This window comes from Parabacteroides sp. 20_3, from assembly GCF_964238835.1.
GTDB classification, from domain to species: domain Bacteria; phylum Bacteroidota; class Bacteroidia; order Bacteroidales; family Tannerellaceae; genus Parabacteroides; species Parabacteroides distasonis.
This window is the reverse complement of record NZ_CAXSNO010000004.1, coordinates 101172-118116: the sequence shown is the minus strand read 5'-3', so window position 1 is coordinate 118116 and position 16945 is coordinate 101172. Positions and strand designations below refer to the sequence as shown.

At 43.6% G+C, this 16945-nt stretch carries 15 protein-coding genes; 11 read left to right on the top strand and 4 right to left on the bottom strand.

The window, feature by feature from the left end; genetic code table 11:
* Positions 1-59: 59 nt before the first annotated feature.
* The 11 genes from ACESPU_RS09550 to ACESPU_RS09500 all read left to right on the top strand — a co-directional run bounded on the left by ACESPU_RS09550 (position 60) and on the right by ACESPU_RS09500 (position 12519).
* Positions 60-830, top strand: a complete 771-nt coding sequence (locus ACESPU_RS09550; RefSeq protein ID WP_008777768.1) for a glycosyltransferase family 2 protein — start codon at positions 60-62, stop codon at positions 828-830.
* Positions 827-1915: a GDP-mannose 4,6-dehydratase gene (gmd, locus tag ACESPU_RS09545; protein WP_008777767.1), complete on the top strand. Its 1089-nt coding sequence runs from the start codon at positions 827-829 to the stop codon at positions 1913-1915. Before ACESPU_RS09550 ends, gmd begins: the two co-directional genes overlap by 4 nt.
* Positions 1912-2856 (top strand): GDP-L-fucose synthase, encoded by a 945-nt coding sequence (locus tag ACESPU_RS09540; protein WP_008777766.1) that lies wholly within the window; start codon positions 1912-1914, stop codon positions 2854-2856. Before gmd ends, ACESPU_RS09540 begins: the two co-directional genes overlap by 4 nt.
* Positions 2857-2874: 18 nt before the next feature.
* Positions 2875-4221, top strand: coding sequence for a sugar phosphate nucleotidyltransferase (locus tag ACESPU_RS09535; protein ID WP_008777765.1), 1347 nt, complete (start codon positions 2875-2877; stop codon positions 4219-4221).
* A gap of 324 nt (positions 4222-4545) precedes the next feature.
* Positions 4546-6819 (top strand): Helicase associated domain protein, encoded by a 2274-nt coding sequence (locus ACESPU_RS09530; RefSeq protein ID WP_077154671.1) that lies wholly within the window; start codon positions 4546-4548, stop codon positions 6817-6819.
* 226 nt (positions 6820-7045) lie between these two features.
* The gene (locus tag ACESPU_RS09525) at positions 7046-9358 is read left to right on the top strand and encodes a hybrid sensor histidine kinase/response regulator (protein ID WP_373133332.1); all 2313 of its coding nucleotides are present in this window, start codon (positions 7046-7048) and stop codon (positions 9356-9358) included.
* Complete coding sequence (locus ACESPU_RS09520; RefSeq protein WP_008777762.1) at positions 9333-10643, top strand: sigma-54 dependent transcriptional regulator; 1311 nt, start codon at positions 9333-9335, stop codon at positions 10641-10643. The genes ACESPU_RS09525 and ACESPU_RS09520 overlap by 26 nt, the downstream gene beginning before the upstream one ends.
* 129 nt (positions 10644-10772) lie before the next feature.
* A complete protein-coding gene (locus ACESPU_RS09515) occupies positions 10773-11366 on the top strand; it encodes a hypothetical protein (protein WP_368313973.1) in 594 nt (197 codons plus the stop codon).
* 215 nt (positions 11367-11581) lie between these two features.
* The gene (locus ACESPU_RS09510; RefSeq protein WP_008777760.1) at positions 11582-11899 is read left to right on the top strand and encodes a helix-turn-helix domain-containing protein; all 318 of its coding nucleotides are present in this window, start codon (positions 11582-11584) and stop codon (positions 11897-11899) included.
* A gap of 15 nt (positions 11900-11914) precedes the next feature.
* Positions 11915-12211: a helix-turn-helix domain-containing protein gene (locus ACESPU_RS09505; protein WP_008777759.1), complete on the top strand. Its 297-nt coding sequence runs from the start codon at positions 11915-11917 to the stop codon at positions 12209-12211.
* Positions 12208-12519 carry a helix-turn-helix domain-containing protein gene (locus tag ACESPU_RS09500; protein ID WP_005644200.1) on the top strand — a complete coding sequence of 104 codons (312 nt, stop codon included), beginning with the start codon at positions 12208-12210 and terminating at the stop codon, positions 12517-12519. The genes ACESPU_RS09505 and ACESPU_RS09500 overlap by 4 nt, the downstream gene beginning before the upstream one ends.
* Before the next feature lie 68 nt (positions 12520-12587).
* Here ACESPU_RS09500 and ACESPU_RS09495 read toward each other — a convergent pair whose 3' ends face one another.
* From ACESPU_RS09495 to cas1, 4 genes are all read right to left on the bottom strand, one after another.
* Positions 12588-13889 carry a site-specific integrase gene (locus tag ACESPU_RS09495; protein ID WP_008777758.1) on the bottom strand — a complete coding sequence of 434 codons (1302 nt, stop codon included), beginning with the start codon at positions 13887-13889 and terminating at the stop codon, positions 12588-12590.
* A gap of 22 nt (positions 13890-13911) precedes the next feature.
* Positions 13912-15135, bottom strand: coding sequence for a site-specific integrase (locus ACESPU_RS09490; RefSeq protein ID WP_008777757.1), 1224 nt, complete (start codon positions 15133-15135; stop codon positions 13912-13914).
* Positions 15136-15667: 532 nt separating this feature from the next.
* A complete protein-coding gene (cas2, locus tag ACESPU_RS09485; protein ID WP_005864259.1) occupies positions 15668-16000 on the bottom strand; it encodes a CRISPR-associated endonuclease Cas2 in 333 nt (110 codons plus the stop codon).
* Between the two features lie 5 nt (positions 16001-16005).
* Positions 16006-16941 (bottom strand): type II CRISPR-associated endonuclease Cas1, encoded by a 936-nt coding sequence (cas1, locus tag ACESPU_RS09480; RefSeq protein ID WP_122379840.1) that lies wholly within the window; start codon positions 16939-16941, stop codon positions 16006-16008.
* Positions 16942-16945: the final 4 nt, after the last annotated feature.

The following is a 16945-nucleotide window of genomic DNA, read 5'->3' as shown; positions in this document are numbered from 1 at the left end:
AACAATATAGAAGAGAGAACGCATAGAAGCCCAAAACATAACATTACATTATAACTTACATGAAAGTATCAGTTATTACCGCTACATGGAACAGCGGTAAAACACTTTGCACGACCTTGGATAGTGTACTCAGCCAAAGTTATCCCGACATAGAGCATATCATTGTGGACGGGGGAAGTACAGACAATACGATGGAAATAGTCCGGGAGTATGAACCTCGTTATAATGGACGATTGCGGTTTATAAGTGAACCGGACAAAGGTCTTTATGATGCTATGAACAAGGGGATTCGGATGTCCACGGGGGAGGTGGTTGGTATCTTGAATTCGGATGATTTTTATACTTCTTCGGATGTAGTGGAAAAATTAGAGAAAGAGCTTGCTACCAACCGAGTGGATGCAGTATATGGAGATATTCATTTCGTGGATGGCAATGACTTGGGTAAATGTGTCCGTTATTATTCGTCAAGACTTTTCCACCGTAGCTGGATGCGACTTGGCTTTATGCCTGCACACCCAAGTTTCTACTGCCGCAAAATTATATATGATAAGTATGGTGGCTTTGATTTGTCTTATAAGATTGCTTCCGACTTTGAATGTCTTTTACGGTTTATTTTCGTACATAAAATACAGACAACATATATCCCAATGGATTTTGTAACCATGCGCACAGGAGGGACTTCCACCAGTGGCTTTGCCAGCCATAAACAAATTATATCCGATCATCAAAAAGCATTCAAACGTAATGGCATATACAGTAATGCCTTTTTGGAATCATTGAGGTATATTTATAAAATTCATGAAGTATTACTAACAAAAATAACAAGATGAAAACAGCTTTAATCACCGGAATTACCGGGCAAGACGGTTCGTTTCTTGCAGAATTTCTATTGGACAAAGGATATGATGTTCATGGTATCATCCGTCGTTCATCAGTTGATTATCGGGAGCGTATTGCTCATTTAGAGGGGAAACCTCATTTTCACTTGCACTATGCGGATATGGGGGACTCTATGTCTTTAGTGAAATTAGTAGGTAAAGTACAGCCTACTGAGATTTACAATTTGGCTGCTCAAAGCCATGTACAGGTGTCGTTTGATGCACCTGAATTTACAGCTGATGTGGACGCTGTAGGAGTACTCCGCATATTGGAGGCGGTTCGTACCAATCATCTGGAGAAAACCTGTAAGATTTATCAGGCTTCAACTTCCGAACTTTATGGCAAGGTAGAAGAAGTTCCTCAAAATGAAAATACACCGTTTCATCCTTACAGCCCTTATGCCGTAGCCAAACTCTACGGCTATTGGATTGTGAAAGAGTACCGCGAGGCTTATAATATGTTCTGTTGTTCGGGTATCCTGTTCAACCACGAATCGGAACGCAGAGGCGAAACCTTTGTAACGCGCAAGATTACATTGGCTGCTGCCCGTATTGCTCAAGGGAAGCAGGATTGTCTGTATCTGGGTAATTTGGATTCCTTACGTGATTGGGGATATGCTAAAGATTATGTGGAATGTATGTGGTTGATTCTTCAACAGGACAAACCGCAGGATTTCGTCATTGCAACAGGTGTACAGCACACTGTTCGCGAATTTGCTACATTGGCATTCCACTATGCCGGCATTGAACTGCGTTGGGAAGGTGAAGGTATAGATGAGAAAGGTATTGATGCAAAGACCGGAAAGGTACTGGTAGCTGTCAGTGAGGATTTCTATCGTCCTACGGATGTTGTCAACCTATGGGGTGATCCTACGAAAGCTAAGAATGAATTGGGATGGAATCCGCAATCCACCTCCTTTGAAGAGTTGGTGAAAATTATGGTGTCTCATGATATGCAAAAAGTGGCTGCGGAACATGTGGCCAACGTAATGCGTACCAACTTGGCCGAATATCTGGAGAAAGGAATTGTAAAATGATGGATAAGAACGCAAAAATATATGTAGCAGGACACCGTGGGATGGTGGGTTCTGCCATTGTCCGTGAGTTACATCGGCAAGGGTATATGAATATTACCACTCGTACTCATGCAGAATTGGATTTGACACGGCAAGAAGCTGTGGAAAAGTTTTTTGCGGAAGAAAAACCGGAATATGTCTTTTTGGCTGCTGCCAAAGTAGGTGGTATCATTGCCAACCAATCTGCATTGGCTGATTTCATGTATGACAACATGATACTGGAGATGAACGTGATTCACGCAGCTTGGAAGAACGGCTGTAAAAAATTGGAGTTCTTAGGTTCTTCATGTATTTACCCACGTTTGGCCCCTCAGCCTATGCCTGAATCTTGTTTGCTAACATCAGAATTGGAGAAAACGAATGAAGCGTATGCCTTGGCCAAAATATCGGGTTTGAAATATTGCGAATTTTTGAATCGGCAGTATGGTACGGATTTCATTAGTGTGATGCCAACAAATCTGTATGGACCCAATGATAATTATCATCTTGAACATAGTCATGTACTTCCTGCTTTGATCCGCCGTTTCCATGAGGCGAAAGAGGCGGGTCTGGATGAAGTGACTTGCTGGGGTGACGGCAGCCCGCTCCGGGAGTTTCTATATGTAGATGATTTGGCTAATCTGTGCGTGTTCTTGATGAACAACTATTCGGGGAATGAAACTGTGAATGCAGGAACCGGTAAAGAATTGACCATTAAAGATCTTACAGAATTGGTGGCTAAGGTTGTAGGATTTACAGGCGAAATCAAATGGGATACCTCACGTCCGAATGGCACACCCCGAAAGCTTTTGGATGTATCGAAAGCAACGGCTTTGGGGTGGTCTTACCAAACTGAATTGGAAGATGGTATCCGATTGGCTTATGATGATTTCCTGCATAATCCCATGCGTGCAGAAAGGTAACGATTTAAAACATTATTTATGCAAATTCTTTTATTATCCGGAGGCTCTGGGAAACGTCTTTGGCCTCTGTCAAATAACAGTCGTTCCAAACAGTTTATAAAATTACTCAATTCTCCCGATGGTCAAAAAGAGTCGATGGTACAACGGGTTATTCGTCAATTGGGAGAATCCGATTTAAAAGGTCATGTAACCGTGGCTACCAGCTTGTCTCAGGCTGATGTTATTTACAATCAGCTGGGTGAATACATCGATGTAGTGGTGGAGCCAGAAAGACGTGATACATTTCCAGCCATTGCTTTGGCAGCTTCATATCTGAAATATGAGAAATCATGTGCCGATGAAGAAGTAGTTGTTGTTATGCCTTGTGACCCTTTTACGGAAGCAGGATATTTCAAAGTTATTGAGCAGATGGTGCATGCGGTGGATGACAATGTAGCTGAGCTGGTTCTTATGGGGATTACTCCAACCTATCCATCTGTTAAATATGGATATGTAGTGCCTGATGAATCGAAACTGAAAGGTGGAATCTTTTCGGTCAAACGGTTTACGGAAAAACCAAATGTAGCTACAGCGGAATATCTTATAAAAGAAAATGCATTTTGGAACGGTGGCGTATTTGCTTTTAAGTTGGGATATATGATGAATATTGTGGAGCAATATATCCGGACTGTTTCTTTTTCGGAAATCCGTAACAGATATAGTGAATTCCCCAAAATCAGTTTCGATTATGAGGTGGCAGAAAAGGCCAAATTGGTAGCAGTAGTTCCTTTCTCTGGCAAATGGAAAGATTTAGGGACTTGGAATACACTTACAGATGAGTTGGAAGACCATGTAATAGGTAATGTTATCACAGATGGAGAGGCGGAAAATACACATATCATTAATGAATTGGATCTTCCGATTATGTGTATAGGAACCAAAGATTTGGTGATTGCAGCATCGAATGACGGTATTTTAATTTCCGAAAAGAACAAGAGCGAGAACATAAAAAAATATGCAGACCGGCTACAGTGTTGTCCAATGTATGAGGAAAGACATTGGGGAGAATACAAGATTATTCATAATGTTCAATATTCAGATGGCTTTCAGTCGTTGACGAAGCAATTGATTATAAAGGCAGGAAAAAGTCTCACATATCAAGCTCATCATCTACGGAAAGAGGTATGGACGGTTGTTGATGGAGAGGGACTGTTGGCTATAGAAGGAAAAATTACCCCAGTTAAACGGGGAGATACTGTTTGTATCCTTGAAGATATGCGCCACGGTCTAAAAGCCATAAATGACTTGACCCTGATAGAAACGCAAACCGGAAGCGATCTTCTTGAAGATGATGTGGAATTGTTTGATTGGAATTGGCAAAAGTAGATACAAAGTTTGGCGAGAACTTCCAGATAATCAAATCCGATTAAATATCTTACACAAAATTCAGAATTATAAAAGGTAAGGGCTTTTGTGATTCTTCCATTGATTATGAAAATCGAGTTTATGGGAGAATCAAAATTTATATTGCATTCCAAAAATGCAAATGTTCAGTGGATAGTATCAAAATATTCCGGTGTTAATCCATTAAGAATTTATCTTATGCTATTTCGTATGGGAATGAAGAAAGAACAAGAAGTGTTGGAACAAACTGCGTCTTGTACATCACTTTTTGTTCTTTTGATATCTTGAAAACATTGATTGTATAACATGGTTTCTTCGTTATCGGTTTATTATCGAAAACTTGCTTATCACGTAATAGAATCGGACGGCTTCCTATGGGTCGGATTCAAGCCGGGAATGGTACATTTTATTGCTAAAGAGGTTTGGAATATTCGCCCCTTGACCCGAACGGACGTTGAGAGATATTATGAGGAGTTTACAGTATTAACCCAAGGTAAAGGGAGTCTTTATTTTCGGATTGTAGCTCATGGTGGATTTCTGAAAGAGGCGTTGGCTTATGAGTTGCATGGTTTGACTGTTTCTGACGACAACTACCTCAGAAGCCTTAATTCCGGCAGACATGTAGAACTTTACCCACATAACGAGAAAGCTTATCGTGCTATTATAAAAGGCTTTGAACAGCATCGTATCGGTACCGTTGTGCAAGCGACCGGGACGGGAAAGTCATATCTGCTGGCTCGTTATATATCAGACCATGCCACAGAACGAATTTGCGTATTTGCTCCAAATGTCACAATCCTGGAGGAGATCAAAAAAGCGGTAGGCTTTACCTCTCCTTATATCTGCTATCGAACGTTTCAGTCATTGATATATTATCGAAAAAATGATAAACAACTCAAAGCAGATCATATTTTGATTGATGAGTTTCATCATTTCGGTGCAGAAATATGGGGGGCTGCTTTGCAGGAGGTAATTGAATCCAATCCGCAGGCCTATATATTAGGAACATCGGCGACTCCTATTCGCCCGGAGGGAATGATTGATACGGTGGATCTTTATTTCGAGGGAAATCTGTTTTATGAACTTACCTTACCTCAGGCTTGGTATTACCGTATTTTACCAGTCCCAATCCTGGTACAAAGTGCCTATGGATTAGACGGTGAACTGAATCGTTTACAAAAGCGATTGGATCGAAGCGGATGTTCAATTCGACGAAAAGAACAAGTCCAAAAGAAACTGGATGTGGCTCGCGTTGATTTTAAAGGGGCGTTAGGAGCTCCTGAGGTAATCCGAAAGTTCTTGCCCAAAGATGTATGTAAACTGCTGGTTTTTTGCCGTGATCTTACCGATCTGAAACAGATGGTTCCTGAGGTGTGTGGCTGGCTGACACAAGCCGGACGGGTAATCATACCATTTGAGATCCATCACACTCAAAGCGAACGGACTAATAATCAAATACTAAAGGCTTTCCAAAAAGAATCTGGGAAATTGCATGTATTGTTCTCTGTCAATATGCTGATAGAAGGACTGCATGTGGAGGGCATAGATGCCGTCTTGTTTCTACGGCGGACAGAATCCTATATTGTTACCCTGCAACAGCTGGGCCGTTGCTTGGATGCCGGAAGCGGGAAACAGCCTGTCGTATTGGATTTTGTGAACAACCTATCGGGCAAATCTGTATATGACATGATGGCCTTGCACATGGAACGCCTTGCCTGTCAGCCTTCACCCAAGGGATTTGAAGGGGTGACCTCTTTTCTGACCACAGGTTTCCTATCAGACATACGGCTTCGTATTGAGGAGATATTGACAGAGTTGGAACCTTGGCAGATCATGTATGAGAGGCTTATTGAGTTCCGTAAGAAAGAAAATGACTGGCCTTCGGTTACAGAGGGGAAGCTGGGCTTGTGGTGCAATACGCAGCGCATGGCTTACAAACGGGGAAGACTCTCGGAGGAGCGTTACAAACTGCTGGAGTCTGTCGGCTTTGAATGGAACTTGCTGGATTCAAACTGGATGAAGGAATTCCAATCATTGAAAGTCTTCTTTGCGACTCAAGGCCGCTGGCCCAAACGGGAGGATGGAGCTTTGGCTACCTGGTGTTATACTCAACGGGAAAGACGCAAGAAAGGACGTTTGAGCAAAGAACGTATTCGTGTGTTGGATGAGATCGGATTTGTGTGGAGTCAGGACTTGAACGGTGAATGGATGAAAAATTATGAAGCGTTGAAAATCTTTCTTGACAAACAGCAGCGCTTTCCCAAATCAGCCGAAGGTTATTTGGGCGAGTGGTGCAGTAGACAGCGGAAAATGCGCAAGCAAGGGAAACTTTCCCCTAATCGTCAAACACTATTAGATCGAATAGGATTTGTCTGGTCGGTGGAGCAGGTCTGGCGAAGCTACTTGGAACAGTTGCACCAGTTTCATGTCCAAAATGGACGGTGGCCTGGATGTCGTGAAGGGGCGTTGGGGCGTTGGTGTACGGTTCAAAGACGGAATTATCGAAGAGGAAGCTTGTCGGATCAAAAAATCGCCCAATTGGAACAAATAGGATTTATACCCTTGAAAGGAGACAAGTAATACAGAAGAAATGGAAATACTCTCATTTCATACGAAACAATAGAGTTTCCGCAGCCTTATTATCGCAGTTCAAAGTACACTATGATTTTAGAATACAATATACCCAATCGCTTTTCGTACTAATAGGCATATTACCGTTTATACAAGCCACCCTTAAATTTCGGATAGAAGGACTGGTTGCTTTCCACATACATATAGTGTCTAAATAAACAGCAAATATTGATAAATGAGTATTCAATATAAAATCATCTTTGGATATATGGTGTTGATTGTGGCTATAATCGGTATGATTATAATCATGGTACGTGAGCGGAATAGGGTTTTGGTGATTGAAACTGAGGCACAAACAATTCATCGGGTTCAACACAATGGAAATATAGTCCAGCATCACATCACGATTCTCTCAACTTATGGTGAAACAGCCCTTTCTTGGGAAGAGGAGGATTTTGCGAACTATCATTCTCTTCGTCTGCATATCGATTCCATGTTGCAGGCCATGCACAAGGGGTATGAGGAATTTGTCAGCCAAAGTCAAATAGACTCGCTGCGCTATCTATTATCCAGTAAAGAAGAGCATTTATACCAAATTATGCAACTTTTCCATAGTCAGAACAGTCAGGAAGGTATGCAATTCTCTCATTTACCAGCGGAAGCTCAACCGCGTACTGTTATTCGTAAAAAGAAAGGTTTTACAGGATTTTTAGGGGCAAAAGAAACTCTGGAGATAGTTCCTTCCGCATCTACAATTCTCAAGACATTGAACAAGGAATTGCTATCCATGCAGGAAGAACGGCAGAAAAGTATCAATGCTTATACCGATAGCCTCCGCAACCACAACAAGGAACTCAACCGAAAGCTTCGCCATCTGATAACCACGATGAACAACCAGACAGAACGTGTACTTGAAGCGAAGGAATGTCATCTTAGAGAATCTTACAACCGTTCCATATGTGTCATCTCCTGGCTGATTATCTCCGCCATTATTCTGCTTGTCATATCCTATCTGATTATTCAAAAAGATTTACGGGAAAAGGCAAGAACAAGGAAGCGTTTGGAAGATACGATACAACAAAACACTGCGCTGTTGGAAATGCGCAAGAATATTATCCTGACCATATCGCATGACATACGTGCCCCTTTGAATGTCATTGACGGCAGTGCCGATCTGGCAATGGATACACGTGAAAAGAAACGGAGGAATATCCATCTGAATAACATAAGGAGGGTGTGCAAGCATGTGGTACATCTGCTTAACAACCTGTTGGATGTGTACCGGTTAAACGAGGCGAAAGAAATACGGAACGATGTCCCATTCGACCTGCATGAATTATTGGAACGTACCGCTGCCGGTTTTTCTCATATAATCAATAATAAGGGTATCCTGTTCAATTGTGATTTTAAGGATACGGAAGTCAAGTTATATGGTGATGCAGACCGCATAGAACAGATTATAGACAATCTGCTTACCAATGCAGTTAAGTTCACGGAGACCGGCACAATCAATTTCAATGTGCACTATCTCAATGGACTGCTGGTCATGGAAATAGTGGATACCGGTGTTGGTATGAGTGAGGAGACACTTTCCCGTATCTTTCGTCCTTTTGAACGCCATACCTCTGCAACCAATGCGGACGGATTCGGATTGGGGCTTCCGATCACGCAAGGACTTGTCAATCTTCTTGATGGGACAATAGAAGTAACAAGTTTGATTAATTGTGGAAGCACATTTCGTGTGACCCTTCCCATGCCGGAAACGGATGAACCGTTGGAAAGCGAAAAACATGTCCCGACGCATTCCACACACCTGCATCACAATGTACTTGTTATTGATGACGACAGTATGTTGCAAGCTGTCATTAAAGAAATGTTAGAGCGTAATGGCGTGGCCTGTACAACTTGTACCACAGTCAAAGAGGTAGTAAAAGCCATGCGGGAAAAAGATTATAACCTGTTGCTTACAGATATCCTGATGCCTTACACCAACGGGTTTGAATTGTTGACTTTGTTACGTAACTCAAGTATTGGCAATTCAAAGACTATACCCATTGTCGCTATGACTGCACGTGGAGAGAAGGAGAAAGATGCTTTTTTGAATGCCGGATTTACAGCCTGTATTTATAAGCCGTTCTCATCTACAGAGTTGATCGGTCTGTTGTCAACTATAGAAAGGGGTTGCCCTGACAAAAAGCATGATGTAGATTTCAGCATGATGTTGTGTGAGGTGAGCGATAAGATAAAATTATTATGTTCCTTTATTGACCAGTCGAAAAAAGATGTTGAAGAACTCAATTCGGCCATAGAAAATTGTAATAGGAAGAAATTGCGTGAAACGGTTCACCGTATGCTGCCGATGTGGGAATTATTACATAATGAAGAAATGTTGTTCGCTTATCGTTCCCTTTTAAAAGATGAAAGGGCCAGTGACACTGCTTTAAAAGAATATACTCAACGGATAATAAATCATACCGATATGTTGATGGCAGCAGCAAAAAATGAAATAAAAAGACAGACAAATGAAACGGAAAATACTGATAGTTGAAGACAATATCAGTCTGTCTCAGATGCAGAAGGACTGGTTTGCACAAGCTGGTTATGATGTCGTGACAGCTATGAACGAACCGATAGCCCGTTCACTGATACGCAAAATACAATTTGATCTGATTCTATCGGACGTACGTCTACCCGAAGGGGACGGAATATCTCTACTGGAATGGCTGCGCAAGGAAAGAAAGGATATTCCTTTCATCATCACGACCGAGTATGTGTCGGTTCCCGATGTGGTGCGCACTATTAAGTTGGGAGCGATAGACTACCTTCCCAAGCCGGTACGCAAGGAACATCTGCTGGAACTGGCAGAAGATGTGTTCCGCCCCATGGTTACGGTACGGAAACAGGAAAAGGTACTGTTTCACCGTACAAGTCCGAAGATCCTACAAGTGGAGAAACTTGCCAGACTGGTAGCTCCATCGGAAATGTCGGTGATGGTACTTGGTGCCAACGGTACAGGGAAGGAGTCGGTGGCACAGAGCATCCATCTGGGCAGCGAACGCCGGGAGATGCCTTTCGTGGCGGTGAACTGCGGGGCACTGCCACGTGAACTGGCCGCCTCGTTGTTCTTCGGTCACGAGAAAGGGGCATTTACCGGTGCCGACACCGCCAAGACCGGATATTTCGACATGGCGAAAGGCGGAACTCTGTTTCTGGACGAGATAGGTACAATGTCCTATGAGATTCAGTCCATGCTGCTGCGCGTGTTACAGGAGAATACCTATACTCCGATAGGCAGTGACAAGGAACGGGTAGCGGACGTGCGTATCGTTACCGCCACAAATGAGAATTTGCAACTGGCCATCAAGGAAGGGCGGTTCAGGGAAGACCTTTACCACCGCCTTTGCGAATTCGAGATACGTCAGCCTTCATTGGCGGAATGTCCGGAAGACATCATCCCTTTGGCTGAGTTTTTCCGTGAACGCCATTCGAAAGAACTGAAAAGGGAAACACAAGGCTTTACGGAAGATGCCAAGCGCAGGATGCTTACCTATTCATGGCCGGGCAATGTCCGGGACTTACAGAACCGGATCAAACGTGCTGTATTGATTGCGGAGACTCCGATGCTGGATATGGAAGGATTGGATATTGAGATCCGCCAAAGTGGAGATACGCACTCCCCGGCAATTCAGCCGTTGAAGGATGAGTCATTGGAGAAAATAAATATTATCAATGCTCTTAAAACTTGCAACGGACACCGGGAACAGGCTGCCGCACTGCTGAACATCAACCCAGCAACACTGTACCGGAAGATGAAGAAATACGGGGTGAAATAAAAATGAGCCTGCCGTTAGTGCAAATCTCACTGAATATGTGTACATTTGCAAACAAATAGAGAAAAATCGACATATTGTCTCTAAGACAATTGCTGACTGTATATGACATAAGACCGCAAGGTGTTTCTAATGGGAATCTGGAAAATTAACATTGAAAGGAACTATTGCGTGATTGCTTATGCTATGCCTACGCATAGCGTGCATTCACCTATTCCTTTCAAAGGCATTCCAGAGCCTCCATTAGAAGTAGCGTGTTTGCACGCTTCTTTTTTTGACGGCTTACGGTCCGGTATCAAAACAGAATTTATGCCAAAAGTCCAAGCTGTAACGGCGATGACACTGGACGGCTTCCTGCCGGAAACCGACAACGTGCTGATGCGATGGGTAATGAACCACAGGAAAGGTTTTGCCCGTTGGCGGGAGCGTTGTGATGCCCGGATTTTACCCTATTACATACTAGACCTTCTTTGTGAAAAAGACACTAAAGGCGATTCCTTTATCTACCTAGCAGAAGTTTCTGATGCAGAAACATTGGATCTCCTGCGTGGCCTCTTCCATTACAATCTTGTGGAAGAATTTATTATCTACCTTTTTCCTTATTCCGCCGGCAAAGGGAATTCCATACAGGCCATCTTTCCCGTCCGGCAATGGCAGTTACACAAGGCCGTTGTCCTGCCTGGTGGCATCTGCCGTCTGATTTATCGTAATCCTTGCAGGATGTAACTTGCAGATTGCGAGAATCCTTGCATCCTGCAAGGTTAATTTCCCATCAAATATTTCTCCTTTATTTTTTATTATACTGTATTTCAACGGAATAGCTATGTCATTTCGTGAAATACAGAGCCATTGGCACGCCGTTAGCCCTATATCATAATATAACCTGTTGCGCGACAAGGTGTAACCGGTCAATTATTTACACTTTAAAGACAGACCGTATTATGATACAGACAGACCGTGAGACCTTCCAGATGATGCTTCATCAGATTATGGAAAGGTTCGACAGGATTGAAGACAGGCTGAGCCGTATGAACCGCCAGACCTCCGCGCTTGACGGAGACAAGCTGCTGGACAACCAGGACATGTGCGAGCTGCTCGGCATTACCAAACGCACTCTCGCGCGGTACCGCCAGAAGAAACTCGTGACCTATTACATGATAGACGGGCGTACCTATTACAAGTCCTCCGAGGTCGAGGCGTTCCTCAACCAAAAGGGCAGGCGTTTGCCGGCGAGACTGAAAAAACAGATGGAAAATTAATATAAATGAAAGAATATGGAACTTGTATGTATTGACAAACAGACTTTTGAAGAACTGCGTGTCCGTTTTTGCGAATTTGAGGACCGGGTGACACGCCTGTGCCGTCCGGTCGAGGATCTCGGCCTGAAAAACTGGCTGGACAACCAGGAGGTGTGCGACGTACTCCGCATCAACAAAAAGACCCTTCAGGCGTATCGTGCCAAAGGTCTCCTTCCTTTCAGTCGCATCAAGAACAAGCTTTTCTACAAACCGGAAGATATACGGAGATTATTGGAATTGAGTTACCACCCTTTAATAAAGAGCAAATTATGAGCTATCATTTTATAGACAAGAAAGACCCACGCATTGACGTGATGTTCCAGGGACTGGAGAAAATGGAGAGGATGCTTTCAGTAATGGAGGATGTACCGAGATCACTCTTCAACGGTGAACGTTTCCTTACGGACGAGGAACTTTCCAAAGTCCTGCGGGTAAGCAGGCGTACATTGCAGGAATACCGTACATTCGGTGTAATCCCTTACTATCTGGTGCAAGGGAAGGCACTCTATAAAGAGTCCGATATCATGAAAATACTGGACGATGCCTACAAACGGTGCCGGGAGGAACAGCGCTGGGTATAGTACTGCTTCTTTAATCAAGCACGGAGAAACTGCCTGCTGTCAGCCGGGCAGTTTCTCCGTTTTCCATTTCATACAGCCGGTGATTTTATTTTCCGCTTTTTCCTGACGGTGAAATCCTCCTCGCAAAGGTCTATCCTGTTTCCGAAACCTGTGGACCTCAACCGTTTCATGTCCTCGTCCACTTTCGTGTCCGTAACCTGCGCGTAAATCTGCGTGGTGGAAATAGAGGTATGTCCCATCATCCGGCTTACCGTCTCTATCGGAACGCCGAGCGAAAGGGTGATGTGGGTACCGAAATTATGCCGGGCCTGGTGAAAGGTCAAATCAAAACCATATACCTGCCCCAATTCCCTAGTCAACAGGATAAAATACCCGCGGGCATAAATATTGAACACCTTGTCTCCGCTTCTTTGGCCGCGGTATTTCTCTATGATTTGAAGAGGAATATCCAGCAGACGGACAGAAGAGAGCGTATCGCTCTTTTTCCGGTGGATATGAATCCACCATGTGCCGTCGCCGGCCTGCGTGATGTCCTTGTCCGAAAGCCGTTTCAGATCCGCATACGCCAGTCCGGTAAAGGTTGAAAAGATGAACATATCCCGCACGAATTGCAGTTGCGGTTTCTCCACCGGAGTGGTCATGAGTGTTTTAAGGTCTTCCAGTTTCATGTGGCGGCTCTTCCTTTTGGGCAGTTCGGGATGCAGGCGGCAATAAGGGTCGCGTCGCAACGTGCCCTGGCTCACAGCCCGCATCGTGAGCTTTTTCAAACGGTACAGGTGTTCATGCACGCTTTTGGGTTTCAGGTTGCGGTCAGTCCGCAGGAATACCTCGAAATCGTCATAAAACGTCCGGTCAAGGCTTCGCAGCGTCACATCTTCCACGCCTTTCTTTTCCCGGACAAAAGCGGAAAGATGCTTGTAGGAACGCTGATAGGAGTCGTATGTTTCCTGTATGCGGTCTATCCCGACCCGTTTCCTGAACTCCTCGTTATGCTCCCTGAAAAGAGCCAGCAGGGTAAGCGGTTTCTGTCCGATACCCTTGACTGCGTTTTTGACCAGTTCAGCCGTGATGAACCCCAGGCTGTTTCTTATCCGCTCATAATGTCCGGCAATCTCACGTGTCAGGTCATCTATGGCACGGTTCACGGTAACGGCATTCTCGCTCCTTCCGTTGGCACGGCCTTTCTCCGGATTCCAGATACCCGGATTGACAGAGACTTTGGTTCCTATCTGTGCCCATTCGGCATCAATGCTCACCTTGCACAATAGCTGGCACATTCCGTCCTTTCGCACTTTCGTGCGGTTAATATAAAACAGCACGGCAAAAGTGCTGCGTCGTTTGACATTCTGTTTTTCAGTATTCTTTTCCATATTCTTTCCATTTAAAAGGTTATTAAATGACGACAGAAAAACGCTCCGAGATTTTTCGGTTCAATGCCTTGGTGTCGGCGTCTATCTTCTCATCGGTCACTTTCGCGTAGATTTGTGTGGTCTCTATCTGACTATGGCCGAGCATCCTGCTGACCGTTTCAAGGGGGACCCCATGAGAGAGTGTGATTTCCGTTGCGTATGTATGCCGTCCTGCATGGAAGACCAACGGACGGTCAATGTGGCAGATTCGGGCAATCTCTTTCAAGTAGAGGTTCAGCGTGGAATTGCAATACATCGGCAGCAGCTTGTCACCGGGAGCTGTACCGCTATATTTCTTCAGAATCTGCAACGGTAAATCCAAAAGAGGAATCTCAAATTCTATCTTGGTTTTCTGCCTGGCACTCTTGATCCACCATATTCCATCTTCCGCAAGGCATAGGTTGTCCTTTGTCAGCAGGCGCATATCTCCGTATGGAATGCCGGTAAAACAGGAAAAAAGGAACATGTCACGGACATGATAGAGGGTCTGCCTGTGAAGCGGGGTGGTCATAATCCTGTGCAACTCTTCTGCCGTGAGATATTTCTGCACGTGCTTCGGGCGCACCGGCTCGTAGCCCATGAACGGGCTGGCGGTAATAATACCGTCAGCAATGGCCTCTCCGACAATGGTTTTCAGTTGGACGGTCAGGTTGATGATTGTTCCGGGAGCGAGGTTACGTTCCGTCCGGAGATACAAATCATACTTGTCAATGAAAGAACGGTCCAACGCAGAAAACGGAATATCGGAGAGCTTGTATTGCGCCTGCAAGAATCTTTCGATATGGCTATAGGCATTGCTATAGGCTCTCAGGCTTCCTACCGTACGGTTTATCCCCACACGCTTTTCAAAGTTGCGGATGAACCGCCTGAAATATCCCAGAAGCGTTTCCTGCCCGCTTGCCATTCCAAGCAGTATGCCTTTCACCTCTTCGGCCGTCACACCGTCACGGACAGCCGACTGTTCCATATAGATATTCAATGCCATCGCACGTATCTCATCCAGCCGGTTGTTGATTTCCTTTGCCGCCACGCTTTTTCCGGAAGCGCGTCCCGAAGACCAGCGGGATTGCGGGACTTTTATCTTCACACTGAATGCCGCTTCGGAATATTTTCCGACATTCAACTTTGCCATTACGGGGCAATTCCCGTCGGCATCCACCTCGCTCTTTTTCAGGTAGAACGACACCTTTACATTTGCCTGGTTCATAACCAATTCCTTTGTTTGCAAAATTATTATATGCAGAGTAAATGAACGGCATGAAAAATGTAGCGGAACGTAGAATAAGACCCCTCGGCCTGCAAACAAAGCCTGTATTTTTTTCTGATACGGAAAAATATGACTAAGTTTGCGTCAGCAGACATGGAAAAAACAGCGTTCTTTGCGGTGGTAAACGGGGTTATCAATGAAAGACGAAAGCTTGTTTTTCAAGCCTCTTTTTTTATCCCGAAAAGGCAACGGATAAGTAGTGATTTGTCCTCCTAACTCCACCTAAAACTTGCTAAAAGCCTCCTGCGGAAGAATGTGGTACAAAACGACATATCCCTTTTGCTATCAAACACTTTACATTATTTTCTCCAAAGTTATCCGTATGTGAGCGAGTTTTCCTATCTTTGATCCATTGGAAACATCCCAATCTGTATTATATGCTGTATATCAACTAGATGATAGAATGGTTAGAAAATAAAAAAGAAAAGTTTCCAATGTAATAAATCCCGTCTTATGACGGGATTTATAATTTCTAGAAGAGCTCTAATTGTTGACCGGGCGTATTAGGAGGTTGTACTTTTTTCCCATAGAACAACTCAATATTTCCAAATTGTTTGTCTGTAATGCACATTATTCCTATTTGCCCGTGTTCTGGTAAAAATGATTTTACTCGTTTTATGTGTACTTCTGCATTTTCTTGGCTGGCGCAATGTCGCACATAAATAGAGAACTGAAACATGGTAAAGCCATCACGCTGCAGATTCTTACGGAAATCACTATAAGCTTTCTTTTCTTTTTTTGTTTCCGTAGGCAAGTCAAATAATACCAACACCCACATAATACGATATTCGCTAAATCGATCCATGATTATTACCGTTCTGGATACACGATTCTTCGTTGCTCTCCACTGAAACATTTGTAAAGAGAGGCTGTTGTTTGAGCTACAGCGATCATTAACGGACTTCGTTTACCTCCAATCTTAACTTCTAATGTAGGAATGGAAAGAAGTGATGCTTTCCATTCTTTTGTTAATATTTCGGGTGATATGCCTCTTGTTCTTATCAAACCAAATACAAGCTCATCAACATAAGGTCTATAAGGTTCCATGATGTCATCGGCTAAACAATAAGCATTATATCGGTTATGGTGATGAATACCCAATGTGGGTAACATACCACTTGTGACTAGTCCACGTGCAACAATAGCACGAAGGATAGCATAACCATAATTTAATAAATTATTAGGAGGTATACCTTCCCGATCTCTTGTAAAACCTTCTATGTGTCCGAACAGATACTTCCAATAATAAGCAGCTGCACGTCCTTCCAAATTGTCAGGATCTCCACTACGTACATCATTGGCCCATATTCGCATACATTTTATTTCTTCGTTTTTACAAGAGCATAATACTGATGCTTGATTGTTGATTTTCGCTTGAATAGTCTGTTGCCAAAGTTGTTTCTTTAAAGGTAAGGAAGCGTCTAATTGATCTCGAAAGCGCTCATTTTGTGTCGTGTTTCCATAAAGCGGAAGCATGAGGCCTACTGGCATACTTCGTCCATCACATGTAATAACTGCGCAATTATTCTCTAGTAATGCTTCCAATACACCCTGGGTAATAGTAATTTGTTTGTTGTCAAGAACTATCACTGCAATATCTTCAATTGGTTTAGTAATTTCTGATTGTCGTTTGAAGCTTTCGGGCACAGTATCATTCTTTACTATCTCCGGTAACTTAATAACTAATTGCTGGTTACGAAGTGACAGGTAAGCAGGATTACCAAAATAAAATGTTTTCTTAATCATAGGA

Coding starts and splice junctions, on each gene's coding strand:
- ACESPU_RS09550 (WP_008777768.1), top strand. CDS start 60: ATGAAAGTATCAGTTATTACCGCTACATGGAACAGCGGTAAAACACTT.
- ACESPU_RS09490 (WP_008777757.1), bottom strand. CDS start 15,135: ATGAACCAGGCAAATGTAAAGGTGTCGTTCTACCTGAAAAAGAGCGAG.
- ACESPU_RS09495 (WP_008777758.1), bottom strand. CDS start 13,889: ATGGAAAAGAATACTGAAAAACAGAATGTCAAACGACGCAGCACTTTT.
- ACESPU_RS09540 (WP_008777766.1), top strand. CDS start 1,912: ATGATGGATAAGAACGCAAAAATATATGTAGCAGGACACCGTGGGATG.
- ACESPU_RS09535 (WP_008777765.1), top strand. CDS start 2,875: ATGCAAATTCTTTTATTATCCGGAGGCTCTGGGAAACGTCTTTGGCCT.
- ACESPU_RS09510 (WP_008777760.1), top strand. CDS start 11,582: ATGATACAGACAGACCGTGAGACCTTCCAGATGATGCTTCATCAGATT.
- gmd (WP_008777767.1), top strand. CDS start 827: ATGAAAACAGCTTTAATCACCGGAATTACCGGGCAAGACGGTTCGTTT.
- ACESPU_RS09525 (WP_373133332.1), top strand. CDS start 7,046: ATGAGTATTCAATATAAAATCATCTTTGGATATATGGTGTTGATTGTG.
- ACESPU_RS09530 (WP_077154671.1), top strand. CDS start 4,546: ATGGTTTCTTCGTTATCGGTTTATTATCGAAAACTTGCTTATCACGTA.
- cas2 (WP_005864259.1), bottom strand. CDS start 16,000: ATGGATCGATTTAGCGAATATCGTATTATGTGGGTGTTGGTATTATTT.
- cas1 (WP_122379840.1), bottom strand. CDS start 16,941: ATGATTAAGAAAACATTTTATTTTGGTAATCCTGCTTACCTGTCACTT.
- ACESPU_RS09520 (WP_008777762.1), top strand. CDS start 9,333: ATGAAACGGAAAATACTGATAGTTGAAGACAATATCAGTCTGTCTCAG.
- ACESPU_RS09505 (WP_008777759.1), top strand. CDS start 11,915: ATGGAACTTGTATGTATTGACAAACAGACTTTTGAAGAACTGCGTGTC.
- ACESPU_RS09515 (WP_368313973.1), top strand. CDS start 10,773: ATGGGAATCTGGAAAATTAACATTGAAAGGAACTATTGCGTGATTGCT.
- ACESPU_RS09500 (WP_005644200.1), top strand. CDS start 12,208: ATGAGCTATCATTTTATAGACAAGAAAGACCCACGCATTGACGTGATG.